At 73.6% G+C, this 24,522-nt stretch carries 20 protein-coding genes; 6 read left to right on the forward strand and 14 right to left on the reverse strand.

Features of this window, described 5'->3' with window-relative positions; translation table 11 throughout:
• Positions 1-16 precede the first annotated feature (16 nt).
• The 9 genes from ABH931_RS03965 to hrcA form a co-directional block, all read right to left on the reverse strand.
• Entirely contained in the window at positions 17-1,060 is a 1,044-nt protein-coding gene (locus ABH931_RS03965; RefSeq protein WP_370109890.1) for a PhoH family protein, read from the reverse strand.
• Between the two features lie 145 nt (positions 1,061-1,205).
• Positions 1,206-2,123: a ribonuclease Z gene (locus ABH931_RS03970; RefSeq protein WP_370109891.1), complete on the reverse strand. Its 918-nt coding sequence runs from the start codon at positions 2,121-2,123 to the stop codon at positions 1,206-1,208.
• 6 nt (positions 2,124-2,129) lie between these two features.
• On the reverse strand, positions 2,130-2,498 hold the full coding sequence (locus ABH931_RS03975; protein WP_370109893.1) for a histidine triad nucleotide-binding protein: 369 nt from the start codon (positions 2,496-2,498) through the stop codon (positions 2,130-2,132).
• A gap of 166 nt (positions 2,499-2,664) precedes the next feature.
• Positions 2,665-5,898, reverse strand: coding sequence for a PDZ domain-containing protein (locus ABH931_RS03980; protein ID WP_370109894.1), 3,234 nt, complete (start codon positions 5,896-5,898; stop codon positions 2,665-2,667).
• A 62-nt stretch (positions 5,899-5,960) separates the two neighbouring features.
• Positions 5,961-7,079 carry a tetratricopeptide repeat protein gene (locus ABH931_RS03985; RefSeq protein ID WP_370109896.1) on the reverse strand — a complete coding sequence of 373 codons (1,119 nt, stop codon included), beginning with the start codon at positions 7,077-7,079 and terminating at the stop codon, positions 5,961-5,963.
• Complete coding sequence (locus ABH931_RS03990; protein ID WP_370109897.1) at positions 7,076-8,317, reverse strand: 26S protease regulatory subunit; 1,242 nt, start codon at positions 8,315-8,317, stop codon at positions 7,076-7,078. The genes ABH931_RS03985 and ABH931_RS03990 overlap by 4 nt, the downstream gene beginning before the upstream one ends.
• 58 nt (positions 8,318-8,375) lie before the next feature.
• Positions 8,376-9,125, reverse strand: a complete 750-nt coding sequence (locus ABH931_RS03995; protein WP_370109899.1) for a 16S rRNA (uracil(1498)-N(3))-methyltransferase — start codon at positions 9,123-9,125, stop codon at positions 8,376-8,378.
• 115 nt (positions 9,126-9,240) lie between these two features.
• Positions 9,241-10,380, reverse strand: coding sequence for a molecular chaperone DnaJ (dnaJ, locus tag ABH931_RS04000; protein ID WP_370109900.1), 1,140 nt, complete (start codon positions 10,378-10,380; stop codon positions 9,241-9,243).
• A gap of 115 nt (positions 10,381-10,495) precedes the next feature.
• Positions 10,496-11,527: a heat-inducible transcriptional repressor HrcA gene (gene hrcA / locus ABH931_RS04005; RefSeq protein WP_370109902.1), complete on the reverse strand. Its 1,032-nt coding sequence runs from the start codon at positions 11,525-11,527 to the stop codon at positions 10,496-10,498.
• Between the two features lie 201 nt (positions 11,528-11,728).
• Here hrcA and htpX point away from each other — a divergent pair, with 201 nt between their 5' ends.
• Positions 11,729-12,649 carry a zinc metalloprotease HtpX gene (gene htpX / locus ABH931_RS04010; RefSeq protein WP_370109904.1) on the forward strand — a complete coding sequence of 307 codons (921 nt, stop codon included), beginning with the start codon at positions 11,729-11,731 and terminating at the stop codon, positions 12,647-12,649.
• A gap of 61 nt (positions 12,650-12,710) precedes the next feature.
• Complete coding sequence (locus ABH931_RS04015; RefSeq protein ID WP_370109906.1) at positions 12,711-13,292, forward strand: hypothetical protein; 582 nt, start codon at positions 12,711-12,713, stop codon at positions 13,290-13,292.
• Here ABH931_RS04015 and ABH931_RS04020 read toward each other — a convergent pair.
• From ABH931_RS04020 to ABH931_RS04030, 3 genes are all read right to left on the reverse strand, one after another.
• Positions 13,252-13,887: a maleylpyruvate isomerase family mycothiol-dependent enzyme gene (locus ABH931_RS04020; protein ID WP_370109908.1), complete on the reverse strand. Its 636-nt coding sequence runs from the start codon at positions 13,885-13,887 to the stop codon at positions 13,252-13,254. The genes ABH931_RS04015 and ABH931_RS04020 overlap by 41 nt on opposite strands.
• 73 nt (positions 13,888-13,960) lie before the next feature.
• A complete protein-coding gene (locus ABH931_RS04025) occupies positions 13,961-14,923 on the reverse strand; it encodes an RNA polymerase subunit sigma-70 (RefSeq protein ID WP_370109909.1) in 963 nt (320 codons plus the stop codon).
• Between the two features lie 59 nt (positions 14,924-14,982).
• The gene (locus tag ABH931_RS04030) at positions 14,983-18,369 is read right to left on the reverse strand and encodes a tetratricopeptide repeat protein (protein ID WP_370109911.1); all 3,387 of its coding nucleotides are present in this window, start codon (positions 18,367-18,369) and stop codon (positions 14,983-14,985) included.
• Between the two features lie 114 nt (positions 18,370-18,483).
• Here ABH931_RS04030 and ABH931_RS04035 point away from each other — a divergent pair, with 114 nt between their 5' ends.
• The 4 genes from ABH931_RS04035 (at position 18,484) to ABH931_RS04050 (ending at position 21,952) form a co-directional block, all read left to right on the forward strand.
• A complete protein-coding gene (locus ABH931_RS04035; RefSeq protein ID WP_370109913.1) occupies positions 18,484-19,314 on the forward strand; it encodes a DUF3097 domain-containing protein in 831 nt (276 codons plus the stop codon).
• A 187-nt stretch (positions 19,315-19,501) separates the two neighbouring features.
• A complete protein-coding gene (locus ABH931_RS04040) occupies positions 19,502-19,918 on the forward strand; it encodes a hypothetical protein (protein ID WP_370109914.1) in 417 nt (138 codons plus the stop codon).
• Positions 19,919-19,979: 61 nt separating this feature from the next.
• A complete protein-coding gene (locus ABH931_RS04045) occupies positions 19,980-21,227 on the forward strand; it encodes a sensor histidine kinase (protein ID WP_370109916.1) in 1,248 nt (415 codons plus the stop codon).
• Entirely contained in the window at positions 21,224-21,952 is a 729-nt protein-coding gene (locus ABH931_RS04050) for a response regulator (RefSeq protein WP_370109917.1), read from the forward strand. The genes ABH931_RS04045 and ABH931_RS04050 overlap by 4 nt, the downstream gene beginning before the upstream one ends.
• A 2-nt stretch (positions 21,953-21,954) precedes the next feature.
• On the opposite strand, the gene ABH931_RS04055 is transcribed toward ABH931_RS04050, so the two are convergent.
• Together ABH931_RS04055 and ABH931_RS04060 are read right to left on the reverse strand one after the other, a co-directional pair.
• Complete coding sequence (locus ABH931_RS04055; RefSeq protein ID WP_370109919.1) at positions 21,955-22,389, reverse strand: hypothetical protein; 435 nt, start codon at positions 22,387-22,389, stop codon at positions 21,955-21,957.
• A 37-nt stretch (positions 22,390-22,426) separates the two neighbouring features.
• Entirely contained in the window at positions 22,427-24,451 is a 2,025-nt protein-coding gene (locus tag ABH931_RS04060) for a protein kinase (protein WP_370109921.1), read from the reverse strand.
• Between the last annotated feature and the right edge of the window lie 71 nt (positions 24,452-24,522).

Raw genomic sequence — 24,522 nt, forward strand, 5'->3', positions numbered from 1 at the left:
TTCCTGCTCGGTCGGTTTACTTGCGGTGGGAGTTGGGCGCTGCGGCGTTCTGGGCGTCGTAGCGGCCGTAGGCGTCGACGATCTTGCCGACCAGCTTGTGCCGGACCACGTCCGCGCTGGTCAGCCGGGAGAAGTGGATGTCCTCCACGCCGTCCAGGATGTCCTGGACCACCCGCAGACCGCTGACCGTGCCGCCGGGCAGGTCGATCTGCGTGATGTCGCCGGTGACCACGATCTTGGAGTTGAAGCCGAGACGGGTCAGGAACATCTTCATCTGCTCGGCGCTGGTGTTCTGCGCCTCGTCGAGGATGATGAACGCGTCGTTGAGGGTACGGCCGCGCATGTAGGCGAGCGGCGCCACCTCGATCGTCCCCGCGGCCATCAGGCGCGGGATCGAGTCCGGGTCGATCATGTCGTGCAGCGCGTCGTAGAGCGGGCGCAGGTACGGGTCGATCTTCTCGTAGAGCGTGCCGGGCAGGAAGCCCAGCCGCTCGCCGGCCTCGACGGCCGGACGGGTCAGGATGATCCGGTTGACCTGCTTGGCCTGCAGCGCCTGCACGGCCTTGGCCATGGCCAGGTACGTCTTGCCGGTACCGGCCGGGCCGATGCCGAAGACGACGGTGTGGCGGTCGATCGCGTCCACGTAGGTCTGCTGGTTCAGCGTCTTGGGACGGATCGAGCGGCCGCGGTTGGAGAGGATGTTCGCGGTGAAGACGGACGAGGGGCTCCCGTGCGCCTCCGGGCTGTTCGGGTCCTCCGCAGCCTTGCGCAGCATCGCGATGGAACGCTCCACGGTGTCCTCGGTCAGCGGCTGACCGGTGCGGAGCACCAGCATCATCTCGTCGAAGACCTTCTGCACCAGCGCGGTCTCGCGCGGGTCACCGGTCGCGGTGACCTCGTTGCCGCGGGCGTGGATGTCGACGGAGGGGAAGGCGTTCTCGATCACGCGGAGGAGTGAGTCCCCGGTGCCGAGCACCGTCACCATCGGGTGCTTCTCCGGGATGACGATGCGCGCTTGGGTCTGCGACTGCGACGACTGGGTCTGCGTTTGAGAAGTCATAGGTCGGCGCTGGGGCCTGCCTCATCCCATTTCTCTGTCGGGTCCGCTGTTCCACCGATAAAAGGGTACGACGGACGGTACTGCCGGGGACAACGATGCTGCGCCCGTCAGCGGGGATGCGCCAGTCTTTTATTCCGCTGTTCATTCACACGCGGCCGGGCACGGGGATTCGCATCAGGTCCGCGGCGACCACGATCTCGCCGTCGAAGTGGCGACACGCTTCTTCGAGATGGCCTTCCAGATCCGGATAACGCTGCGAGAAATGCGTCAGCACCAGGGTCCGGACGCCGGCCTGCGCCGCGACGCGGGCCGCCTGCGCGGCGGTGAGGTGGCCGTGCTCCTCGGCGAGGTGCTCGTCCGCGCCGCGGAACGTCGCCTCGATGACCAGCAGGTCCGCGCCCTCGGCGAGCGCGTGGACGCCCTCGCACAGGCGGGTGTCCATGATGAACGCGGCCCGCTGGCCACGCCTGGTCTCGCTGACGTCGCTCAGGGTCACCTCCCCGAGGCGGCCTTCGCGTTGGAGGCGGCCGACGTCCGGCCCGGCGATGCCGTGGGCGCGCAGCTTCTCCGGCAGGAGACGCTGCCCGTCGGGCTCGACGAGGCGGTAGCCGTAGGAGTCCACGGGGTGCGAGAGCCGGACCGCTTCGAGGGTGAACGGCGTCCGCTCGCGACCGGTGGGCTTCAGCGCGCCGCCCTCGCCGACGAGCGGCTCGGGGCGCAGCTCCGCGGTCTCGTAGAAGGCGCTGGCGTGGCGCAGCCGCTCGAAGAACTGCTCGCCCGAGGCCGGGTAGTGGACCGCGACCGGGTACGGCACCTTGTCGAGGTTGATCCGCTGGATCACGCCCGGCAGGCCCAGGCAGTGGTCGCCGTGGAAGTGCGTGACGCAGATCCGGGTGATGTCGTGCGAGCTGACGCCGGCGTGCAGCATCTGCCGCTGCGTGCCCTCGCCCGGGTCGAAGAGCAGGCCCTCGCCGTCCCAGCGCAGCAGGTACCCGTTGTGGTTCCGGTGCCGGGTCGGGACCTGGCTGGCCGTGCCCAGCACGACCAGCTCACGCGCGGACACGGCGGGTCAGACCAGCTTCTCGGCGAGGCGCCCCGCGCCCTCGCCACCGAGCACGTGCACGTGCGCGTGGAACACGGTCTGCCCCGCGCCGGAACCGGTGTTGAAGATCAGGCGGTAGCCGCTCTCGGCCACCTTCTCGGCCTCGGCGACCCGCCCGGCCTCCGCGAGCACGGCCCCCGCGAGCTGCGGGTCCGCGTCGGCGAGGGCGGCGGCGTTGGGGTAGTGCGCCTTCGGCACGACCAGGACGTGCGTCGGCATCTGCGGGTTGATGTCACGGAAGGCGAGCGTGTGCTCGGTCTCGCGCACCTTTGTGGAGGGGATCTCCCCGGCCACGATCTTGCAGAACAGGCAGTCCGCCTGGGCCTCGCCGGCCATCACACTCTCCTACGGTCACGGGTCTCAGTACGGATCGTACCGATGAGGTCAGGGGCGCGAGGAACTGCGCGAGCAACCACTCTGTGCGGATGGCCCTGTTCAGAGGGGACCATCCGCATGTGGGTGGCTTGTCGCGCCGTTCCCCGCGCCCCTGGGGAAGGTGCAACTACAGGTCGGGAATCGAAGGCGGGGTCGCGGCCGGGGTGGTGGCGAGGGCGGCGAGGGCCAACCTGATCGCCTCGTCGAGCTGCGGGTCGCGACCGGCGACCCAGTCCGCGGGGGTGGTGCGGACCTCGACGTCGGGGTCCACCCCGTGGTTCTCCAGGCCCCAGCCGTAGCCCTCCATCCACGTCGCGTAGCGCGGCTGCGTCACCCCGGTCCCGTCGACGAGACGGTAGTGGCCGTCGATCCCGATCACCCCGCCCCAGCTGCGCACGCCCACCACCGGGCCCAGGCGCAGGGCCTGGAACGCCGCGCCGACGATGTCGCCGTCGCTGCCCGCGAACTCGTCCGTCACGGCGACCAGCGGGCCGCGCGGGGCGTCGAAGGGGTAGGTGACCGCGACGCCGTCACGCGGCAGGTCCCAGCCGATGACGCGACGGTTGAGCTTCTCGATGACCAGCTGCGAGGTGTGGCCGCCACGGTTCTCGCGGACGTCGACGACCAGGCCCTCACGCACGACCTCGGTGCGCAGGTCGCGGTGGAGCTGGGCCCAGCCGTTGCCGACCATGTCGGGAACGTGCAGGTAGCCGAGGCGGCCGCCGGACGCGGCGTGGACGTGGGCGCGGCGGTCGGCGACCCACGCGTGGTAGCGCAGCGCCGACTCGTCGGCGATCGGGACGACCACGACGGATCGCTCCGCGCCGCCGTCGACCGGGGCGACGGTCAGCTCGACGGGCTTGCGGGCCGTGCCGACGAGCAGCGGGGCGGGACCGGTCAGCGGGTCGACCGGGCGGCCGTCCACGGACACCAGCGCGTCGCCCGCGCGGACCGCGACGCCGGGCGCGGCCAACGGCGAACGGGCGCCCGGGTCGGAGGACTCGCCGGGCAGCACGGACACCACGCGCCAGACGCCCTGCGCGTCGCGGGCCAGGTCGGCGCCGAGGAAGCCCTGACGGCGGGCCGCGCCCGGGCCCGAGCCCGGCGGGTCGACGTAGGCGTGCGAGGTGCCCAGCGCGCCCTGGAGCTCCCAGAGCACGTCGACCAGGTCGCTGTGGGTGCCGGCCCGGTCGACCAGCGGCCGGAACTCGGCCTGGATCGCGTCCCAGTCGGCGCCGCCGAGATCGGCCCGCCAGAAGTTGTCGCGCATCAGGCGGGCGGTCTCGTCGAACATCTGCCGCCACTCGGCGGCGGGGTCGACGGTGACCCGCACCCGGGAGAGGTCCACGGTGACCCGGCCGTCCCGGTCGTCCTTGTCGGCCCGCCGGTCGGCCGGAAGGACCGTCAGGTTCCCGCCGTCGCGGACCACGAGGCTTGCGCCGTCACCGGACACGGCGTAGTCGTCGAGCTCGTCGACGAGCACCTCGCTGCGCCGGGCGGCGAGGTCGAAGCGCTCCAGCGAGCTGCGCTCGGGCTCCGCCTCGGGGGTGGCCCGCCCGTTGCCGAGGACACCGGCGATCGGGTGCCGCAGCCAGGCCACGCCGCCCTTGACGGCCCGGAGGGAGCCGTAGCGGCCGGCCGGGACGGGGAACGGCAGGACGCGGGCGTCCAGGCCGTCGTGGTCCACGGTGGTGACGGCCGGCTCCCCCTGGCCGGAGCCGGGGGCCGGCTCGTCGCCGCCCTTGCCCAGCGGGCGGCCCTGCGGCAGCGGGCCGAACGGCGAAAGGGCCTCGGCGGCGAGGGTGAGCAGGTAGGGCCGGGCGGCGGCCGGGAACGACAGGTCGAAGACGTGCTCGTCGTAGACCGGGTCGAAGTCGCGGGCGGAGAGGAAGGCCAGGTGGCGGCCGTCCGCGGTGAAGGCGGGCGACCAGTCGCGGAACCGGGCCCGGGTCGCCTCGACGATCTCACCGGTGTCGGTGCGCGCCAGCCGGATCTGGCTCAGCGTCTCCATCACGGAGAGCGAGTGCGACCAGGCGAGCCAGCGCGAGTCGGGCGAGAAGGCGAGGCCCGTGGCCTGGCTGTGCTCGCTGCGGTCCAGCTCGCGCAGCGCGGCCTCACCGGCGCTCGCGTCGGACGCGTCAGTGGCGTCGGTGGCGACGAGCAGCACCCGGCCCTGACGGTCGGCCAGGGCGAGCAGCCGCCCGTCGGGCGAGGCCACCAGCTCCTCGACGCGGCCGAGGCGGCCGGAGAGCAGACGGCGGCCGTCGGAGAACTCCAGGGCGTCCTCGCCGTCGGCGTCGGTCACCCAGGCCGAGGCGCCGTCGGGCAACGAGACCGGAAGACGGTTGCGCACGCCCGGCGTGGCCGACAGCACCCGGACCGGACCGTCGCGGTGGGTGACCCGGTGGAGCGTGCCGCGGACCTCCACGACGCTGGAACGCGCGTCGGTGTCGACGGCGAAGGCACCGAGGTGGCGTGCGGCGTCGACGGGGTGGGGCTGCCGGTCGGCGCGTGGGCCGCCGAGGCGGATCTCCAGGCGGCGCGGCTCCTCGCCCGCCGCGAGCGAGTCGGCCAACCACAGCTCGCCGCCCGCATGGTAGACCACGCGGGTGCCGTCGGTGGCGGCGTTGCGGGCGTAGTGGGCGTGACCGCCGTGGACGCGCAGGTCCGAGCCGTCGGGCAGGCTGGACCACAGGCGGCCGACGCCGTCGTGGTCGGAGAGGAAGGCGACGCGGTCGCCGACCCACATCGGGGATTCGAGCTGGCCGTCCAGATCTGCGTGGAGCGCGGTGAACTCGCCGCCCTCGGTGCCGATCCAGAGCCTGCTCGCGAGGCCGCCGCGGTAGCGCTTCCAGTGCGCGGCCTCCCGCGTGCCACCCGAGGAGAACAGCACGCCGTCCCCGCCGGGCTGCAGCGCGAGCCGGCCGAGCCGGCCGTAGGGCAGCGTCCGCGCGGGCCCGCCGTCCAGCGGCACCACGTGGGCCCAGACGTGCGCGCGGGACCGGCGGCCCTGCGCGCTCGCCACGAGCACCTCGCCCGCGGCCGTCCAACCCAGCACGGCCGTCTGCGCGTTGCCCCAGTAGGTGAGCCGCCGCGCGGGCCCGCCGTCGACGGGCGCGACGTGCACCTCGGGCGCGCCGTCGCGGGCGGACGCCCACGCCAGCATCGTCCCGTCGGGCGAGAACCGCGGCCCCGCCACCGGCACGTGGTCGGCACTCACCCGCCATGCCCGCCCTCCGTCGAGGGGGGCGACCCACACGTCGTCCTCGGCGACGAAGGCGACGAGATCGCCGTGGACGTCCGGGTGACGGAAGTACCCGTCACCGCCGCCTGCCTGCTCCTGCGCTTGTGTCTGCGTCACCCGGGCACGCTATCGACCGGGCGTCCAGGATTCGAGATCTTTTTCCGTGAGCGAACCGGCGTTCAGCCGCGGCGTTCGCGGCGGCCGAGGTGGCTCGCGTACTGGAGGGCGGCGAACTGGCCCACCACGCCGACCAGGGTCAGGACGCCCACCGCCGGGTCGAGCGGTGGGACGCAGAGCAGCAGCAGGCCGACGATCGTGCCGGTGGCGACGCCGAGGAGCGCGACGCGCAGGGAGGCGCTCGCCCGTCCGAGGCGCAGCAGCGGGCGGACCAGGCCCGGCGGGAGCTGCTGACGGGCCCACAGGGCCCAGGCGGCCCAGCCCGCCGCGGCGAGGAGGGCGCCCGTGAGCCGGATCGCCACGCTCGGACCCGCGGGGTCGATGCTCATGACGGAGCCGATGAAGACCACGACGGAGATCCAGCGGGCCCGTGAGAGCAGCCGCAGCGCGACCGCGCGGAGGTTGTGCGCGCCGAGCCCGGTCTCGTGGTGGAGCAGGTGGTCCCCGGCGGCGACCGCGGCGAAACTGGCAGCCGCGTCCTTGACCTGTCCGCGCTTGAGCAGCAGCCGCCCGAGGTTGTTGCGGGCCGCGATGTGCTCGGGATCGAGGGCGAGCGCGGCGCGATAGCACGCCTCCGCCTCCGCGTCGCGGTGCATGGCGTCGGCCGCCCGGCCCAGGGTGAAGTGGGCGCCCGCCTGATGCGGCGCCAGCTCGCGGGCGCGCAGGGCGGCCTGGTAGCAGGTCTGGGCCCCGTCCCTGGGCCACAGCTTGCCGGAGCCCGGGAGCGTCGCCGAGGAGAGCAACGCGTGGCCGTACCAGTGGTCGGGCTCGGCCTGCATCGCCGCCCAGGCGGCCTGGACGGCCAGGTCGTGCCCGGTGCCGCGGCGTTCGGCGAGGCGGAGCAGGCCCATCGCGCGCAGGCGCAGCGCGACGGCGTCGTTCGGCTCGGTGGCGAGCGCCTGGTCGGCGGCGCTCAGACCCTCCTCGGGCTCGTTCAGGTCGAGGCAGCACTGGCTGAGCAGCCGCCAGGCCGCCGTGTCCCCCGGGTCGGCGGCGACGGCTGAGGCACACAGCGCCCGTGCCTCGGCGGCGCGCCCGAGGCCCAGCAGCGTCTGGGCCTTCCGCAGCCGGACGGAAGGGTCGGCCGGATCGCCGACCGCCCCCGTGGGGGTCGTCGTCACAGCTTGCCCGCGCGCTTGAGGTAGGCGAGCAGGTCGTCGTAGATGCCGCCCTCGTTAGCGAAGAGCGCGACGTTGCGCGCGGCCGCCAGCCACGGCTCGATGGACGGCTTGACCTGCTTGAGCGCCCCTGTCAGGTCCCCGGTGCCGATCATCTTGACCTGCCCGGACGTGGCGGACTCCAGCAGCGCGGCCTCGGCGGCCGTCTCGCACAGGTGGGCCAGGTCCGCGCCGGAGTAGCCCTCCGTCGCCTTGACCAGCTTGCCCACGTCCACGCCCGCGACCGGCCGGTCCCGCAGGTGGTAGCGCAGGATCGCCTCGCGCGCCGGCACGTCCGGCGGCAGCACCAGCAGCGTCCGGTCCAGCCGGCCCGGGCGGCGCAGCGCCGAATCCACGTCCCAGGGGTGGTTGGTGGCGGCGAGGACGAAGACGCCCTCGTTGTCGCTCCCGGCGCCGTCGAGTTCGGTGAGCAGTTGGTTGACGGTGCCGCGCATGGCGCTGTGCCGCAGGTTGCTGCGCTTGCCGCCGAGGGCGTCGATCTCGTCGAGGAAGAGCACGCAGGGCGCGTTGCGGCGAGCGGTCTCGAAGATGTCGTGCAGGTTCCGCTCGGACTGGCCGATGTACATGTCCAGCACGTCGCTGAGCCCGATGGAGAGGAACCGCGCCCCGAGCTCCCCCGCGACCGCGCGGGCGATGAAGGTCTTGCCGCAGCCGGGCGGCCCGTACAGCAGCAGGCCGCCGCGCAGCGACTTGCCGTACAGGCGACGCAGCTCGGGGTTCCGCATCGGCGCGAGGAACGCGGCCTCCAGCCGCTGCTTGACCTCGGCGAGACCGCCGACGTCGGCGAGCGTCACGTCGGAGCGCTCGATCTCCCAGCCCGGCTGGTCGCTCTCCCCCTCCCCGTCGAGCAGGGGCTCGACGAAGCGCGGTTCGACGATGTCCGCGACCTGCTGCTCGGCCTGGGACCAGTCGAAGGCGGGCGGCGGCTCCTGCGCCGCCGAAGGCGCGGGCTCCTCCAGTGCGGGTGCGGGTGCGGGTGCGCCCATCGCCCGCAGCATCAGCGCCCTGGCGTCCCCGTTCGCCGGCTCGTGCTGGAGCGCGACGGCGGCCTCGGCGACGGCCTCCTCGCCGCGACCGGCCGCGAGCAGCAGTTCCGCGAGGTGCAGGCGGAGCGTGACGTCCGCGGGCGCCGTCGCGACGGCGGCGCGGAGACTGCGGATGAGCGGGGTGTCCTCGGGCATGCGCACACCCTACGTCGGCGCTCCGACAGCCCCCGTGCCGGTCCCGGGACTGTCCCGGCTATCCCCAGCGGCCGCTGCGGCCCAGCAGCAGCGCGGCGGCGGCGACCCCCGCGGTGGAGGTGCGCAGCACCGAAGGCCCGAGCAGGTAGGCGCCCGCGCCGGCGGTGGTGAAGGCGTCCATCTCGTCCGGCGAGACCCCGCCCTCCGGGCCGACGACCAGGACGACGGACCCGGAGGCCGGCAGCTCGGCGGAGGCGAGACGGGCGGCGCCCTCCTCGTGCAGGACGCCCGGCATCGTCGCGGAGGCGAGCAGCGTGGACACCTGGCGGGTGCTCATCGCCCCGTGCACGACGGGGAACCGCAGCCGACGCGACTGCTTGCCCGCCTCGCGCGCGGTCGCGCGCCACTTCGCGAGGGCCTTCTCGCCGCGCTCGCCCTTCCACTGCGTGATACAGCGCGACGCCTGCCAGGGGACGATCTCGTCCACCCCGACCTCGGTCATCAGCTCCACCGCGAGCTCGCCGCGGTCGCCCTTGGGCAGCGCCTGGACCACGACGATCCGCACGTCCGGCTCGGGCTCGGTCAGCAGTTCGCTGACGCTGACGTCGAGGACGTCCTTGCCCTCGACGGCGGCGACGGTCCCGCGCAGCCCGGCGCCCTCGCCGTCGGTGAGGACGACCTCCTCACCGGGGTTCAGCCGCTTGACGGAGACGGCATGCCGCCCCTCCGCACCGTCGAGCCGGACCACACCGCCGACTCGCGCGGTCGCAAGACGGTCGGAGGGGAGCAGGAAGACAGGAGCGGTCACGTACGGGCTCAGCTTTCGTTGCACTTTCCAGGGGCGCGAGGAACTCCGCGCGCAACCACCCTATGCGGTCGATCACCGAAGCGACGGGACCGTCCGCACAGGGTGGTGCTTCGACCTACCGCCCGTTGAACGCGTCCTTCAGGCGGGAGAAGAGCCCCTGCTGTCCCGGCGCGAACTGCCCCGACGGGCGTTCCTCGCCGCGCAGCTTCGCCAGGCGGCGCATCAGCTCCTCCTGCTCCGGGTCCAGTTTGCCGGGGGTGAGCACCTCGACGTGGACGATGAGGTCGCCGCGGCCGCCGCCACGCAGGTGCGTGATGCCGCGCCCGTGCAGCGGGATGGACTGGCCCGACTGGGTGCCCGGACGGATGTCGATCTCCGCCATGCCGTCCAGCGTCTCCAGCGGGACCTTCGTGCCGAGTGACGCCGCCGTCATCGGGAGGGTGACCGTGCAGTGCAGGTCGTCCCCGCGGCGCTGGAAGATCTGGTGCGGGTTCTCGGAGATCTCGACGTAGAGGTCACCGGCCTGGCCGCCGCCGGGGCCGATCTCGCCCTCGCCCGCCAGCTGGATCCGCGTGCCGGTGTCCACGCCGGCGGGGATCTTCACCGTCAGCGTGCGTCGGGCACGCACCCGCCCGTCACCGGCGCACTCGGGGCACGGGGTGGGGACGACGGTCCCGAAGCCCTGGCACTGCGGGCAGGGACGCGAGGTCATGACCTGGCCCAGGAAGGACCGGGTCACCTGGGAGATCTCGCCGCGGCCGCGACACATGTCGCAGGTCTGGGCGGAGGTGCCGGGGGCCGCGCCCTCGCCGTTGCAGGTGTTGCAGCGGACCGCGGTGTCGACCTGGATGTCCTTGGTCGTGCCGAAGGCCGCCTCCTCCAGATCGATGTCGATCCGGATCATGGCGTCCTGGCCGCGCCGGGTCCGCGAACGCGGGCCGCGCTGGCCGCCGGCCGCGCCGAAGAACGCGTCCATGATGTCGCTGAAGCCGAAGCCCGCGCCCTGGCCGAAGCCGCCCGCGCCGCCCGCGCCCGTCGCCGAGAGGGGGTCGCCGCCGAGGTCGTAGACCTGCCGCTTGTTCGGGTCGGAGAGGACCTCGTACGCGGCGTTGATCTCCTTGAACCGCTCCTGCGTCTTCGGGTCCGGGTTGACGTCAGGGTGCAGCTCGCGCGCCAGACGGCGGAAAGCCTTCTTGATCTCGTCCTGACTCGCGTCCCGTCGGACGCCGAGTACCGCGTAGTAGTCCGTGGCCACCAAAATGCTCCGCTTAGTTTCCGTCTGAGGCTCGTGCCGGCCCTGGGGCCGGTGTCGGTCGGGCCGGTGTGGTCGGTCCCTGCTGCGTCGTCGGTCGTCGCGTCGTCGCGGCCGCCTAGGACGCGGCCAGGATCTGGCCGACATACCGGGCAACCGCCCGGACCGCCGCCATGGTTCCCGGATAGTCCATGCGGGTCGGGCCGACCACGCCGAGCTTGGCGACGGTCTCGTCGCCCGAACCGTAGCCCACCGAGACGACCGAGGTGGAATTGAGGCCCTCGTAGGCGTTCTCGTGACCGATTCTGACCATCACGCCCGGATCGGCGGTCTCACCCAGCAGCCGAAGCAGCACGACCTGCTCCTCCAGCGCCTCCAGTACGGGGGCGATGGTGAGCGGGAAGTCGTGCGGGAACCGGGTCAGGTTGGCGGTGCCGCCGAGGACGACGCGCTCCTCGGTCTGCTCCACCAGCGCCTCGAACAGCGTGGACAGCACCGTCGTGACGACGGGACGGTCCTGCGCCGCGAAGCTCTCCGGCAGGTCCTGAAGCAGCCGCGGGACCTCCGCGAAGCGGCGGCCGCCCGCGCCGGCGTTGAGCCGGGTGCGCAGGTCGCCCAGCATCGCCTCGCCGACCGGCTGCGGGCAGTCGACCAGACGCTGCTCGACCCGGCCCGTGTCGGTGATGAGGACCAGCATGATCCGCGTGGGGGTCAGCGCGACGAGTTCGACGTGCCGGACCGTGGAGCGGGTCAGCGAGGGGTACTGGACGACCGCGACCTGCCGGGTCAGCTGCGCGAGCAGCCGCACCGTGCGGGTGACGACGTCGTCCAGGTCCACGGCGTGGTCGAGGAAGTTGGTGATCGCCCGGCGCTCCGCGACGGACAGCGGCTTGACCTCGGTCAGCCGGTCCACGAAGAGACGGTAGCCCTTGTCCGTGGGCACCCGGCCGGCACTGGTGTGCGGCTGGTGGATGAAGCCCTCGTCCTCCAGCACCGCCATGTCGTTGCGGATGGTCGCCGACGACACGCCGAGGTTGTGGCGCTCGACCAGGGCCTTGGAACCGACCGGCTCCTCGGTGCCCACGTAGTCCTGCACGATGGCGCGCAGCACCGCGAGCTTGCGGTCGTCGAGCTGACGCTCCTCACGCACGGGCACGCACCTCCAGCCGGACCTTGATCCTGTTCCTACCTCGGCTCTGGCACTCTGGACATTCGAGTGCCAGCCTCCGTCAGCTGTCAGTGTAAAGCGCGACGGTCCACGACCGGAACGTCCAGGCCTCGTCAGACGTACCACATAGCGAGGGCGGCACGGCAGAATTGCATTCGCAGTTCACCGCCCAGGAGGGACCTCATGTCCAGGACTCGTTTCGCGCCGGACCGTGGCCTGACCACGCGCATGCTGATCACGATGTTCCTGATCGGCCTGCTCTTCGTGGCCTTCGTCGGTCTGCTGCTCGTGGTACTGCGTGGGGCGTGGCCGATCGTCGTCATCATCGCCGGCGGGCTGTTCGTCGCCCAGTTCTGGTTCAGTGACAAGATCGCCGCGTTCAGCATGGGCGCCCGCGAGGTCTCCCCCCAGGAGTACCCGGAGCTGCACGGCACCATCGACCGTCTCTGCGCGCTCGCCGACATGGAGAAGCCGCGCGTCGCCGTGGCCGACACCGACATGCCGAACGCCTTCGCCACGGGCCGCAACGAGAAGAACGCCGTCGTCTGCGTCACCACCGGCCTGCTGCGCCGGCTGGAGCCCGAGGAGCTGGAGGGTGTGCTCGCCCACGAGCTCTCCCACGTCGCGCACCGCGACGTGGCCGTCATGACCATCGCCGGCTTCCTCGGCGTGCTGGCCGGCATCATCACCCGCGTGGGCCTGCAGTTCGGCATGTTCGGCGGCTTCAACGACCGCGACAACCGGGACGGCGACAACGCCGCGGTGGCGGCGATCGTGGTCATCGCGGTCAGCGCCGTCGTCTACGCGATCAGCTTCCTGCTGACCCGCCTGCTGTCGCGCTACCGCGAGCTGTCCGCGGACCGCTCGGCCGCGCTGCTGACGGGCCGCCCCTCGGCGCTGGCCTCGGCGCTGACGAAGGTGACCGGCGACATCGCCGCGATCCCGACCAAGGACCTGCGCCAGGCGCAGCCGTACAACGCCTTCTACTTCGCCCCGGCCCTGTCGGCCCGCGAGGTCGCTTCGAACGCCTTCTCCACGCACCCCTCGCTGGAGCAGCGGCTGGAGCAGCTCGGCAAGATCTCCGCCGAGCTCGGCAAGAGCTGACCCCGGTTTCCCCAGCGTCACCGCCCCCACGAACAGAAGAGCCGAGAGGACAGACGTAGCGATGGGTTTCCTGGACGCCCTGCTGGGCCGGACCAAGCCGGTCAAGCCCGACCTCGACCAGCTCTTCGGCCTCCCCTCGGCCGCGATCACCCTGGAGGCGGCGGCCGGCTTCAAGCCCACCGGGGTCGGCTCCGTCTGCTTCTCCCCCGCCGAGGGCGGCGCGTTCGCCCAGGTCCAGCAGGACATCCAGGCCCTGCTGGACGCGGACACCGGCCGCGGCGGCGCGCCGATCGAGGTGACGCCCCGCGACTCCTACGGCTACAGCTGGATCACCGCCCGGCAGTCGCCGGACGACATCGTGTCGTTGGTCAACGACGTCCACGCGGTCAACTCGGGCCTGGAGTCCCAGGGCTTCGGCCCGCAGCTGCTCTGCACGCTGGTCAACTTCACCGACGCGCGGAACCGCCGCCTGGCGCTCGTGTACCTCTACAAGCGCGGTTCCTTCTACCCCTTCGCGCCGCTCCCGGGCGAGAAGCGGGACAACCCGCTGGAGCTCCAGACCAAGGCCATGCTCGGCAACGACCTCCGCATCGAGCAGGACCTCAGCCGCTGGTTCCCCGTCTGGGGCGCGCCGGGGCTGTGACGGTCGTCGCGGGGAGCGGACGGCGGCCGGTGACGGTGAGCAGGAGGTCCTTGGCCGGGAGGTCCACGACGTGCTCGCCCGCGCCCAGGGTGACGTCCGCGTCGGTGGCGCGGAGGGTGAGGCCGGTGAGGTCGACGCCGAAGTAGGCGAGAGCGCGGCCGTCGGCGCGGGTGAGGACGGTGGCGACGCGCTCCGCCGGGGCGGGCGGCAGGCCGAGGGGTTCGGTGAGGTCCAGGCCGTGGATCACGTCGTGGCTGAGCGCGCCCGCCTGGCCGCCGCCCGGGGGCTGCCACGGGTGGCGGACGTTGTCGCGCAGCGCGGCCAGCAGCTCGGCGTCGGACATGCGCGCGCCGTCACGGCGGGCGGCGGTGTCGCAGTAGCGGTCGAAGGAGAAGCGCGCGGCCGCGAGCCCCGCCGCGAACCGCAGCGGGCCGGTGCGGAAGGGGAAGGTGAGGTGCGCGACGACCTCCCGGACGCGCCAGCCCGCGCAGAGCGAGGGCGCGTTCCACTGCTCCGGGGTGAGCTGTGCGAGGAGCGCGCCGAGACGCTCGCGCTCGGCGTAGGTCTGCGTGGCGAGGTCGGGTTCGGGAGTCATGGCGGGGCCTGGTCTTCCTGGTCGGGGGAGTGCTCTCACTCCTGGTTCGACCGGGGGACCCGAAACTCATCGGTCACGGCCACGGTGGCAGGCCGAACTGCGCGAAACGCTCGCCCCAGCCGAGAAACGTGACGATCTCGGCGATCCGGCCGCCGCGCAGCTCCAGCAGGAGCAGCGCGAAGGGGCGCAGGATCCCGTCCGCGTCCGGCCGGTACTGGCCGATGGTCAGGCAGCCACTCGCGACGTCCCCGAGCAGCATGCGGTCCTCCGCGCAGTACTCCGCGCCCGCCTCCACCGCCGCGCCGATGGCCGCCGGACCGTGCAGCCACCACAGGAACGGCGGCATGCCGGACCGCACGTCCTCGGCGAGCAGGCCGACCAGCCGGTCCACGTCGTGGGACTCGAAGGCGTCGACGTAGTCGCGCAGCAGGCGCCGCTGCTGCGGATCGTCGGGGTCGGCGGCGTCGGCGGGCGCGGGACGGTGCGCGTCCAGGGTGGCGCGGGCCCGCTGGAGGGCGCTGTTGGCGGCGGCGGTGGAGCACTCGAGGATCTGCGCGGTCTCCGCCGCGCTGAACGCCAGGACGTCGCGCAGCACCAGAGCCGCCCGCTGCCGCGGAGGCAGCCACTGCAGGGAGGCGACGAAGGCCAGCCGCACCGACTCGCGCCGCACGGCGAGCTCGGCCGGGTCGGCGACGTGCGGCAGCCGCGACTCCGCCAGCGGCTCGACCCACTGGGCGGCCGGCAGCGGGGTGCCCAGCTCACCGCCGGCGGACGCCGGGCCCAGGTCCCACGGCAGCGCCCGGCGCCGCGCGCCGCGCAGCAGGTCCAGACAGACGTGGGTGGCGATGCCGTGCACCCAGGTGGACAGGCCGGCCCGGCTCGCGTCGTGCCGGTGCAGGTTGCGGTGGGCGCGCAGCAGTGTCTCCTGCACCGCGTCGTCGACCTCGCCGGCGGCGCCGAGCATCCGGTAGCAGTAGCCGGTGAGCGGCCCCCGGAGGGTTTCGAGCGTCGTCGTCTCGGTATGCGGTGCGGCCACCCGCCCATGATGGCGAACCAGCACGCGTGGCGGGCGTCACCGACGCCCGCCACGCCGTGTCAGCGCGGGCCGGGCAGGGTGGCCGACGATGCGCCGACGTCGTGCAGGCGGGCGCGGACGCGCTCGGCGTCGGGGATGGCGAGGCGGGTGTAGGCCGCGAGACAGCGGTCCAGCAGGAGCTGCTCCTCGGCGTCGTCACCGGCCAGGCGGTGGGCCACCGCCAGGCCTTCCAGCGCGCGGGCCTCCTCCAGGGCGGCGCCGATCTCGGCGGCGATCTCGAGGGCGCGGCCGTGGTGGCGGGCGGCCTCGGCGGGGAGTTCGCGCGCGGCGTCGAGGACCCCGAGGGCGTTGCGGGTCTCCGCCTCGCCGCCGCGGTCCTCCGTCAGCTCGAAGAGCTGAAGCGCTCCCTTCAGGTGGCCCTCTGCCACCGCCGGGTCGGCGCCGGCGAGGGCCACGCGTCCGAGGCGCAGCAGGACGTGCGCCTCACCCAGACGGCTGCCGAGGTCGCGGCAGATCTCCAGGGCCTCCCGCAGGCAGCTCGCGGCGCCGGCCTGGTCCCCGAGCGCGAGCCGGACGCTGCCGAGGTGCGCGAGGGCGTTCGCCCGGACCAGGCGGCTGCCGATCCGCTCGCACCGCTCCAGCGCGTCGCGCAGGTTCTGCTCGGCCTCGGCGAGGGCGCCGAGCACCCAGTGCACCTCGCCGATCTGGACCAGGGCGATGGCCTGCCCGACGACGTTCCCGATCCGCGTGAAGATCTCCAGCGCCCGCTCGTGGTTGGCCAGGGCCTCCGCGTACCGGCCCGTCCACTGCAGCACGTCACCCTGCTGACCGAGCGCGTTCGCCTCGCCGCGGCGGTTGCCGGTGCGGCGGTGCGCCTCCAGGGCCCCCTCCAGGGTGCCCATGGCCGCGGCGAACTGGCCCGTCAGCTGCTGCACGTGGCCGAGCTCGGTGAGCACGTGACCGAGGTGGGTGGCGTCCTCGACCTGGTCGAAGAGCGTCTGGGCCCGCTGCAACGCGTCCTCGGCCCTGCCGTAGTCCCCCGAGAGCCGGTGCATCGCCCCGAGTTGGTGCAGGCTGACGGCCAGGCCGATCCGGTGGCCGCACTCCTCGAACAGGGCCACGGCCCGGCCGAGGTACCCGGCGCCGACCGAGTACTCGTCGACGTAGAGGGCGACGGCACCGGCGTTGTAGAGGGAGATCGCCATCCCGAGCAGGTCGCCGGAGGCGGTGGCGGCCTCCAGCGCCGTCCCGTGCACCGTCCCGGCCTCCGCCCAGTGGCCCTGGCTGCGCAGGAACTCGTGCAGCGCGGCCGGCAACTGGACGGCGTGCCGCGGGGAGTGGCCGACCGCGTGGTCGACGGCGGCCAGCAGGTTGGCGCGTTCGGTGCGCATCCAGGTCAGGGCGTCGTCCTCGCCCGCCAGCGGCGGGCCGGCGACCGGGACGTGGACGACGTCGGGCGAGCGCAGCGGGATGCTGCCGCTCAGCAGAGCTCCGGCGCGGGCGGCGGTGTGCAGGTAGTAGTCGAGCAGGCGCTGCCGGGCGGCGTCGCCGTCAGCGGCTCCGTCTCCCTCAGCGGCTCCGTCACCGTGCCCGGCCGGTTCGGCCTCGGCGAGGTTGCGGGCGTGTTCGCGGATCAGGTCGTGCATGCGGTACCGGCCCCGGCGCTGCTCCTCGACCAGGTGGTGGTCCACCAGTTCCTGGAGCAGGGCCCGGACGGTGGGCGCGTCGACGCCGTTCAGCGCGGCGGCGGTCGGCACGTCCAGGTCCTCGCCGAAGAGCAGCCCCAGCCGGCGGAACAGCTGCCGCTGCTCGGCGGCCAGGTCGCGGTAGGAGAGGTCGAACGCGGCCGCGACGGACAGGTCCTCCATGAGCAGGGCGTTGAGCCGGCGGCTGGTCTCGGCCAGGTCCGGCAGCAGGTCCGCGACCGTCCAGGAGCGGCGGTGCCGCAGGCGCGCGGCGGAGAGCTGGATCGCCAGCGGCAGGTGGCCGCAGAGCCGGACGATCTCGCGCACCGCGGGATCGTCGGGCGAGAGTTGCGGTCGCCCCGACTTGGCGACGAACAGCGCGGCGGCCTCGGGCGCGGGCAGCACGTCCAGGGTGAACGGCATCGCGTCCTCCAGCGCGAGCAGCCTGCGCCGGCTGGTAACCAGGACGAGGCTGCCCGCAGAGGCCGGGAGTAGCGGTCTGACCTGCTCGCTGCTCTGGGCGTCGTCGAGCAGGAGCAGCACCCGTCGGCCCGCGAGCTGGGCCCGCCACATCCCGGCCCGTCCCGACAGGTCGGCGGGGATGCGTGCCGGGTCGACGCCCAGACTCACCAGCAGGGTGGCGAGAGCGTCGGCGGCCGGGACCGGTGCGGTGCCGAGGGTGTGGGCGTGCAGCGAGAGGAAGATCTGCCCGTCGGGAAAGTCGGCGGCGAGCCGGTGGGCGGCGTGGATCGCGAAGGCGGTCTTGCCGACGCCCGCCATCCCGTCGATCGCGTGGATGTCGATGACACCGCCCTGCTCGGCGCCGACGCGGCAGGCGGTGACCAGCTCGTCGAGCTCGGCCGTGCGGCCCGTGAACGCCGTGATGTCGCGCGGCAGTTGGGCGGGAACGAGCAGAACAGGGGCGGCCGGCGCGACGCCCGCGGCCGGCACCGCGGCCGCAGTCGCGGACAGGGCCGGGACTGCCGACGGCGTGGTGGGCTCGTTGGGCTCGGTGGCCGCGGCGGACCGGGCGGCGTCGAGGATCCGCCGCTGGGCCGCGCGGGCGGCCGCGCTCGGCTCGATCCCCAGCTCGTCGGCCAGGGCGCGCCACAGTCGTTGGAACACCTCCAGCGCCTGTGCCTGCTGCCCGCTGCGCTCGAGCGCCTCCATCAGCTGCACGTGGAAGGTCTCCACGAACGGGAACTCCGCCACCGCGTCGGTGAGCCGGGGTATCAGCCCGCCGTGGCGCGACAGCCGCAGGGCCGCGTCGAAGGACCAGGTGAGGACCTCCTGCCGGACCGCGACCAGGCGCCGGACGTCTGCCGCGAGCAGGTCGACCTCCAGGCCGTCGAGCGGAGCCCCGCGCCACAGGGCCAGAGCGGCGTCGGTGAGCCGCGCGACCTCCGGCCAGTCCCGCTGCTCCCGGGCCCGGCCGGCCGCCTCGGACAGGCAGGTGAAGTCCAGCAGGTCCAGCTCCCCCCGCTCGGCCCGGAAGCTGTAGGCGGCCACCCCCGCGACCAGCCGCTCCCCCTCTGCCGCGCCGAGCTGCCGGCGCAGCCGGGTGACGTGGTTGTGCAGCGAGGCGACCGCGCTGCTGGGCGGGTCGTACCCCCAAAGGGCCTGGTGCAGCGTGCTGGTCGGGACCTCGGTGTTCGCCCGGAAGAGCAACGTGGCCAGCAGCGTCCGCACCTTGGGGCTGGTGATCGCCAAGGGGCCGCCGGGACCGTCGACTTCGAGCCTTCCGAGTACGGCGAATCGCATTCCGGCCTTCCTGTCCTGACGCCTGACGCCTGCCACCTGACGAGTCGAGATGTGCACGACAGGCTACTGACCGCGCTCACCCGCGAAAGCACCGGCCTCTGCGATGATCGTCGGGTGAGCCGATATGACGCGCTGGACCTGACGCCGCCGTGGAAGCGACCCTCCGCCGTGCCCGAGGTGGCCGCGGAGCGGGACCTGGTGGTCGAGGAGGCGGGCACCGGATTCTGCGGTGCGGTGGTGCGGTGCGAGAAGACCGCCGAGGGGTTCACCGTCACCCTGGAGGACCGGCACGGCAAGCTGCGGGTGTTCCCGATGACGCCGCGCGGGTTCCTGCTGGACGGCAAGCCGGTGACGCTGGTGCGACCGCAGGCCGCGGGCGCGACGAGGCCGCAGGGACCCGCGCGCACGGCGTCGGGCTCGATCGCCGTACAGGGCGTCAAGGCGCGCGTCGCGCTGCCGAGCCGGATCTACGTCGAGGGCCGGCACGACGCCGAGCTGGTGGAGCGGGTCTGGGGTGACGACCTGCGGATCGAGGGCGTCGTCGTCGAGTACCTCGAGGGCATCGACGACCTGCCGGCCATCGTCGCGGAGTTCGCCCCGGAGCCCGGGCGGCGCCTCGGGGTGCTGGTGGACCACCTGCTGCCGGGCACCAAGGAGGCGCGGATCGCCACGCAGGTGACGGGCGATCACGTGCTCGTCGTCGGCCACCCGTACATCGACGTCTGGGCGGCGGTGAAGCCCGCCTCCGTCGGCATCGCCGCCTGGCCGGACGTGCCGCGCGGGGAGGACTGGAAGACGGGCATCTGCGCCCGCCTCGGCTGGCCGCTGGACACCCCGGCGGCATGGAAGCGCATCCTCGGCTCGGTCCGTTCGTTCAAGGACCTCGACCCGGCCCTGCTGGGCCGGGTCGAGGAGTTGATCGACTTCGTCACACAGCCGGAGTGACGCCGCCCCGGCCTTCGGAAGATCTCGCGGCAGGCCGCTCCCCACCGAACGGTGGAGTGGGATCAGCCGTTCGGTTGGCCGGCGGAACCAGCCGCCACCCGGTGGATCGGTCGATGTGGCGCGGGGCCGTTCTCGCGACCCTGGAAGGGAACCAAGGCAGACCGGCCCACCGGAAAGGAACGGTCCAGTGACCACCGAGAACACGCTGACCCACCCGCGCAGCCTGACCGCGTTCCGCACCATGAAGACCCTCGTCTCCGGCTACCTCGCGCTGAGCGTGGCCACCCTCGTCGTCGCCTACGTGCTGCGGCACCACGCCGATCTGGTCACCGCGACCGTCTGGGTCCGTGGCGGGATCGTCGCGCTGGCCTCGCTGCTGATGCTGTCCTTCGTGACCCGTGCCGCCCGCGGCAGCAGGGGTGCGTACCGCAGGCTGCGGATCACCTCCGCGGTGATGGCCGCCGCCATCGTCGTGATCGCCTCGCTGCCCGGCTTCCTGCCCGTCTGGATGCGCGTCGAGCAGGGCCTGTGCGGAGTGCTGCTGCTGGGCGTGGTGGCCGTCGCGAACGGCAGGCACCTGCGCACCGCCTTCTCCGCCGCGTAACCGCCTGCGCACCATGAGGCCGTCGATAGATTGGCGACGAAGCGACGAGAAGGAGGCAGGCGTGGACGATCCCCAGCGGCAGTGGCCCCCGGCCCTGACCGTCCTGCCCTACCTCCTCCTCGCCGTACTGGCCGCCGTGACCACCGCCAACCGCGGTGGCGCCCCGCTCGCCCTCGATCTGGCCCTGTGCGCACTGGCGGCGCTGTGGATCCTGGTGATGTTCACGCTCCGCCCGCAGTCGTGGGAACGGCCGCGCCCGATGGCCGTGTTCTTCGTCGGCCTGATGGCGATCGTGGCCGTGCTCGTGGTGCGCGACCCGTGGTTCGGCTTCTTCACCCCCGCGTGCTACGTCTTCGCCTTCCGGCTGGTCCCCTGGCCCTGGGAGCCGCTCGCCGTGGGTGCGGTGGCGGCGGTGGCGGGCATCGCGCAGACCTACGGCCTGGACAAGGGAACGCCTCTGGGCGCCGCGGAGTTCGCTGCGGTGCTGCTGGCCAACATCCTGCCGATGTGCGGGTTCTCCTGGTTCGCCGAGCGCAGCAACCGCTACCAGGAGGAAAGGGAGCGGGCACTGGCCGAGGTGCGGCTGGCCAACCGGCGGCTGGAGGCGAGCCTCGCCGAGAACGCCGCCCTGCACGAGCAACTGCTGGCCAGGGCCAGGGAGGCGGGCGTGCAGGAGGAGCGGCGCCGGATGGCCCGCGAGATCCACGACACGCTGGCCCAGGGCTTCACCGGGATCATCGCGCAACTGCGGGCCGCGGACACGGAGGCTGGTGCCGTTCCGGCGGAGTGGCGGCGCCATGTGGACGCGGCCGCCGGACTCGCCCAGGAGAGCCTCAACGAGGCGCGCCGCTCGGTGCACGCCCTGCGTCCCGAGCCGCTGCGCACCGCGCGGCTGGGCGAGGCGCTGGCGGGCGTCTCTGAGTGCTGGACCGCGCGGCACGGCACCCCCGTCCGGGTCACCACCACCGGCGACGCCCGACCACTGCCGCCGGAGACGGAGCTGGCCCTGCTGCGCACCGCCCAGGAGGCGCTGACCAACGTGGCCAAGCACGCCGGTGCCGGACAGGTCGCGCTCACCCTGTCGTACCTGGAGGACGAGGTGGCGCTGGACGTGGTGGACGACGGCGCGGGCTTCGACCCCGTACTCGCCGCGGCCGCGTCACCGCGCCGGGACGGCGGGTTCGGACTGGTCGGGATGAGGGAACGGATCGAGTCCGTGGCGGGCAGCCTGCAGATCGAGTCCGAGCCGGGCACCGGCACGGGGATCTCGGCGCGGGTGCCGGTCGCGGCCGCGGAGGTGGAGACGTGAGCGGAGGCCAGGTGCGGGATGGGCAGGACGAGTGCGGCGAGCGGGACGTGATCAGGCTGCTGGTCGCGGACGACCACCCGGTCGTCCGCGACGGCCTGGCGAGCCTCTTCGCCCAGGAGCCGGGTTTCGAGGTGGTCGGCGAGGCGGCGGACGGCGCCGAGGCGCTGCGGCTGGCGGAGACCGCCGCCCCGGACGTGATCCTGATGGACCTGCAGATGCCCGGCACCGACGGTGTCGCCGCCATCCGCGAGCTGGCCCGGCGCGGCAGCACGGCCCGCGTGCTGGTGCTGACGACCTACGACACCGACACCCATGTGCTGCCCGCGGTCGAGGCGGGCGCGTCCGGCTACCTGCTCAAGGACGCGCCGCGCGACGAACTCCTGCGTGCGGTGCGCGCCACCGCCCGCGGCGAGTCGGTGCTGGCCTCCTCCGTCGCCGCGCTGCTGATGCGGCGCGTGCGCACCCCAGCCGCGAGCGACACCCCGGCCCGCCCGGGATCCGGCAACTCTACGGAAGGACCACTGAGCGGACGGGAGTTGGAGGTCCTGCAACACGTCGCCTCCGGCGCCACCAACCGCGAGGCGGCGGCCCGGCTGTTCATCACCGAGGCCACCGTCAAGTCCCATCTGCTGAACATCTACGCCAAGCTCGGTGTCTCCGACCGGGCCGCCGCGGTGACGGAGGCGTTCAACCGCGGCCTGCTGCGCCCGCAGTCCTCCTCGTGAGGTCAGTGCGTGGGGTAGAAGTCGCCGTGGACGGAGGCCGGTTGGCCGTGGCCGGTGGCGGTCGCGGCATAGGTGTCGCGGCCCGCGTCGCGGCCGCCCGAGGCGTGGTCGTACTGGCCGGCGAACTCGTACGTGCCGGGCGCGAGGGTGGCGCCCGGCCTCAGGGTCCATTCGTAGAGCAGGAAACCGTTTTGGCGGGTCACGGTGACGGCGAGGTCCTGGGCCGGGACCGTCGACCAGTCCCCGGTGGTCACCACACCGGGCGTCAGGGCGACGCGGAGCCGCACGTCGAGTGCGGTCACGGTGAACCGGTTCTTGAGCGTGACGTCGCTCTGTGCCCAGGCGCTGGTGCTTGCGGGGTCCACGGAGCCGTCCGACCAGAGGAAGCCCTGCTGGACGTGGTAGGCGTACTCGGCCGCTTGCTGCCGACCCGTCACCCTGCCGTCCCTCCGGTCCTGTTCACGCACGTCGCCGTCAGGGGGCGAGCGGATCGGTTCGCCGGACCGTGCCCTTGGGGTCCGCGGTGAGGTAGGCGCTCCCGCCGCCGCCGTCGGAGAAGTAGACGGCGATCACCGGTGTCTGATCGAACAGGTCGGGCTCGATGATCAGGTAACGGCTGTCCGGGTGCGGGATGTTGAGCGTGGCCTGGGCCTTGCGCAGCAGGGCCGGCAGCACGTTCCAGTCGTAGACCGCCAGGTCGATCGGCTTCTCGTCGATGACGGGGCCGCCGGTCCCGCGGGTGGCCTGGCCGTCGCGGTAGTCGACCTCGATGTACTCCGCGCTGCTGACCGGGCTGGGCACTTCGGCCAGCGCGTAGGTCGGGTAGACCGTCACGTTGTAGACCTTGCCGCCCGGGATCAGCGGGCGCATGACCGAGAGGGCGTGGCGCAGTCCGGCCGGGGTCAGCAGGTCGACACCGGAGGCGCCGTCGCCGGACGAACCGCCGGGCGTGCTCGCCGGCGGCGTCCCGGTCGAGGGCGAGCCGCTCGGCGCGACGACCGGCCCGGAACTGCCCGTCGCCACCACCCCGGACACGCTGCCCGAGCCGGTCGCGTGGGTGCCGTACCCGAGCAGGCCCCAGGCCAGCGACCCACCGGCGGCGAGCACCACCGTGCAGACCGCGGCGAGGGCCGGCACCCGCCACCGCCGAACCGGCACCACCGGTCCTGCCCCCAGCCGCACCGTCCCGAGCGGCGGTGCGTCGAACGGCGGGGCTCCGAAGGGCGCAGCGCCCGGCTGGGGTGTGCCCGAGGCCGGAGTCCCGAAGTCCGGGAACGGGGTGACACCGGGCTGGGCGGTGCCCGAGGCGGGCATGCCGAACCCGGGAAACGGCGTGGCACCCGGCTGGGGCGTGCCGCCCGGCGGCGTGGGGAACGGCGTGGCACCCGGCTGGGGCGTGCCGCCCGAGGGCGGAGTCCCGAACCCGGGGAACGGCGTGGCACCCGGCTGGGGCGTGCCGCCCGGCGGCGTGGGGAACGGCGTGGCACCCGGCTGGGCCGGTGCCGGGCCGCCAAGGTCGGCGAAGCCGCCCGGGATGCGGTCCGTCGGGGCGGCCTGCCCCCGGTCGGCGAAGCCGTCCGGTGCGCCCGGCAGGAGCCGGGTGCCGCCCTCGGAGGTCGGCCCGGCGGCGGGCGGCCACGCGCCCGCCGGGGCGGCTGCGGACATGGCCTGGGCGAGGGTGCGGTCGACCTGGTCGGGGTCGGGGCGGGCGGCCGGGTCCTTGGCCAGCAGGGCGGTCAGCAGCGGGCCGAGCCGCCCGGCGCGGGACGGCGGCGGCAGCGGCTCGTCGAGGACCGCCGCCAGCGTGGCCAGCGCGGTGCCGCGACGCAGCGGGTGGCTGCCCTCGACGGCGACGTAGAGCAGCATCCCGAGCGACCACAGGTCGGAGGAGGGATCGCCCTCCCGGCCACGGATCCGCTCGGGCGCGATGTACTCGGGCGAGCCCACCAGGGAGCCCGTCGCGGTCAGGCCGGTGGCGTCGCTGAACGCCGCGATCCCGAAGTCGGTCAGCCCCGGGGTGCCGTCCGCGCGCAGCAGCACGTTGCCCGGCTTGACGTCGCGGTGCATGATCCCGGCCGCGTGCGCGGCCCGCAGCGCGGCGAGCACGCCCCGGCCGATCCGGGCGGCGTCCGCCACCGGGAGCGGCCCGCGCTCCAGCAGGTCGCCGAGGCTCCCGCCGGTCACCAGCTCCATGACCAGCCACGGGTGGGGGTAGGCGGCGCTGTCCACGATGTGGTGGATGACCGCCACGTTGGGGTGCTGGAGCCGGGCCAGCGCCCGCGCCTCGCGCAGCACCCGCTCGCGCAGCTCCGCGGCCGCCGCCGGATCGGCCTCGGCGAGGCCGGGGTCGGCCGGGCGGACCTCCTTCAGCGCCACCTCGCGCTGAAGGGCGATGTCGCGGGCCCGCCACACCAGGCCCATGCCGCCCCCGCCGAGGCGGTTCAGCAGCTCGAACCGACCGTCGATCAGCCGTGCGTCCGGCCGTGCCCCCGTGTCCATGGCGGACATCGTAGAGACCCGAAGTGGGCCTTCGCACAACGGCGAAGACCCACCCGACGCCCGCACGGGCC

The organism is Streptacidiphilus sp. MAP12-33 (genome assembly GCF_041261265.1).
Taxonomy (GTDB): Bacteria; Actinomycetota; Actinomycetes; order Streptomycetales; family Streptomycetaceae; genus Streptacidiphilus.

Bases quoted from the DNA above. Each gene is read 5' to 3' on its own strand.
- ABH931_RS03965 (WP_370109890.1), bottom strand. From the start codon at position 1,060: ATGACTTCTCAAACGCAGACCCAGTCGTCGCAGTCGCAGACCCAAGCG.
- ABH931_RS03975 (WP_370109893.1), bottom strand. From the start codon at position 2,498: ATGGCCGGCGAGGCCCAGGCGGACTGCCTGTTCTGCAAGATCGTGGCC.
- ABH931_RS03990 (WP_370109897.1), bottom strand. From the start codon at position 8,317: ATGCCCGAGGACACCCCGCTCATCCGCAGTCTCCGCGCCGCCGTCGCG.
- htpX (WP_370109904.1), top strand. From the start codon at position 11,729: ATGTCCAGGACTCGTTTCGCGCCGGACCGTGGCCTGACCACGCGCATG.
- ABH931_RS04015 (WP_370109906.1), top strand. From the start codon at position 12,711: ATGGGTTTCCTGGACGCCCTGCTGGGCCGGACCAAGCCGGTCAAGCCC.
- ABH931_RS04020 (WP_370109908.1), bottom strand. From the start codon at position 13,887: ATGACTCCCGAACCCGACCTCGCCACGCAGACCTACGCCGAGCGCGAG.
- ABH931_RS04030 (WP_370109911.1), bottom strand. From the start codon at position 18,369: ATGCGATTCGCCGTACTCGGAAGGCTCGAAGTCGACGGTCCCGGCGGC.
- ABH931_RS04060 (WP_370109921.1), bottom strand. From the start codon at position 24,451: ATGGACACGGGGGCACGGCCGGACGCACGGCTGATCGACGGTCGGTTC.